The sequence below is a fragment of the Streptococcus parasanguinis genome, from assembly GCF_001578955.1.
GTDB classification, from domain to species: Bacteria; Bacillota; Bacilli; order Lactobacillales; family Streptococcaceae; genus Streptococcus; species Streptococcus parasanguinis_U.
Map to the genome: position 1 here is coordinate 257,261 of NZ_KQ969689.1, position 1,957 is coordinate 259,217.

Consider the following 1,957-nt stretch of genomic DNA (forward strand, 5'->3'; position numbering starts at 1 on the left):
GAGCTTGGTCGCTTTATGCTGGCTTCACACGGCCTCTTGGTAACCAGAGTGACGCATAAAAAGAAAACTTACCGGACTTATGTCGGGGTTGATGCTTCAGCTGTGAACCTTCTTAGACCGGCTATGTACGGTGCTTATCACCATATTACCAATATGGATCGTCCAGAGGGAATGACTGAAGTGGTCGATGTCGTGGGAAGTCTCTGTGAAAATAACGATAAATTTGCTAAACAACGAGAACTACCCGTGACGGAGATTGGAGATTTGCTCGTGATCCATGACACTGGAGCCCATGGATTTTCAATGGGGTATCAGTACAATGCCAAGTTGCGTTCTGCAGAAGTTCTGCTTCAAGAAGATGGGCAGGCCCGTTTGATTCGTCGAGCAGAAAAACCAGAAGATTATCTTGCGACACTCTACGGCTTTGACATTGAAAAATAAGTGATTGTCTGATATAATGATAGTTATGTAAAAATAATGGATCGGAGAAAATTGTATGAATCTCTTTTTAGGAATTTTGTTGATTATTTTAGCTTTCTTTGGTGGGATGGTTGCAGGAATGTTCTTGCTTCGTCGTCAATTTGAAAAAGAATTTGCATCAAACCCACGTTTGAATTTTGAAGCAGTTCGTACGCTTTTAGGTGCGAGCGGCCAACGTCCAAGCGAAGCAAAAGTTCAACAAGTCTATCGCCAAATTGTGAACCAACAAAAATCAGCAATGGCGAAAAACAAGAAAAAATAAGAGTGGGGCAATCTCACGATAATAAATGAGAGGGGCTTGGAGGAATTTCTTAGTCCCTCCTTTTGGAAGGAAGAGATATGGATAACCGACCGATTGGTTTTTTAGATTCTGGCGTAGGGGGCCTGACTGTTGTCCGCGAATTGCTCCGTCAGCTTCCTCACGAAGATGTCGTCTATATTGGAGATTCAGCGCGTGCACCTTATGGTCCTAGACCAGCAGACCAAATCCGCGAGTATACTTGGCAGATGGTGAACTTCCTTCTGACCAAAAATGTCAAGATGATTGTCTTAGCCTGTAATACAGCGACGGCAGTGGTTTGGGAAGAAGTCAAGGAGAAACTTGATATTCCCGTTTTGGGAGTGATCTTGCCCGGAGCTTCTGCAGCTATTAAATCGACGACCCATCAAAAAATTGGGGTCATTGGGACACCGATGACGGTTTCTTCTGGAATTTATAAAGAGAAGATTCAAAGTCTGGCACCAGACATGGAAGTCAGCAGTTTAGCTTGTCCCAAGTTTGTTCCTTTAGTGGAATCAAACGAGTTGGCATCCAGTGTGACTAAAAAGGTGGTTTACGAAACCCTAAAACCACTAGTTGGAAAGGTTGATACCTTAGTCTTGGGATGCACCCATTATCCCCTTTTAAAACCCATCATTCAAAATGTTATGGGACCGGATGTTAAATTGATTGATAGTGGGGCAGAGTGTGTTCGGGATATCTCCGTTTTATTAAACTATTTTGAGCTCAATAAGAGTCGCGAACTCTTAGAGCAGACCCACCGCTTTTATACCACTGCAAATGCCAATAGCTTTGCAGCAATTGCCGAAAAATGGCTAGAACGTTCAGTGAAAGTGGAGCATGTAAATTTATGAGTGACAAACTATTTGAATACAAAGATCCCCAAGATTGGTATATTGCCCAATGGGGAGAAGATGCAGACTACAACCAATTTAGTCAAGTGCCTGCGGAAGCTTCCACTCTGTTAGATCAGCTGGAACTTCTCTTTGCCAAGGATCCTGAAGGATTCCCTCTCAATCTATCGGTGATGCGCTATGGTTCAGCCTTTCGTTTTCTGACCTTTTTGACCGAAATCTTGAATGAAGTCAAGGGAAGAGCTTTTGAGATTGTACAGCGTCAAGGAGCCTTGCTCTTGGTTGAAAAAGGGAAATTGCTTTACTTGCATTTGCCAAGTGATGGGGTGGATTTGGAAGCCTT

General features: G+C 43.3%; 3 protein-coding genes and 1 pseudogene. All 4 read left to right on the top strand.

Features of this window, described 5'->3' with window-relative positions; genetic code table 11:
• Positions 1–441, top strand: a 441-nt coding sequence (locus tag SPADD19_RS12270; RefSeq protein WP_423170596.1) for a diaminopimelate decarboxylase family protein, incomplete at its 5' end; no start/stop codon positions are given.
• Positions 442–496: 55 nt separating this feature from the next.
• Entirely contained in the window at positions 497–742 is a 246-nt protein-coding gene (locus SPADD19_RS01200) for a YneF family protein (protein WP_061454989.1), read from the top strand.
• Positions 743–819: 77 nt separating this feature from the next.
• Complete coding sequence (gene racE / locus SPADD19_RS01205; protein WP_003005309.1) at positions 820–1,614, top strand: glutamate racemase; 795 nt, start codon at positions 820–822, stop codon at positions 1,612–1,614.
• Positions 1,611–1,957: pseudogene (locus tag SPADD19_RS01210) on the top strand (nucleoside-triphosphate diphosphatase); the annotation flags it as partial. The gene racE and the pseudogene SPADD19_RS01210, both read left to right, overlap by 4 nt.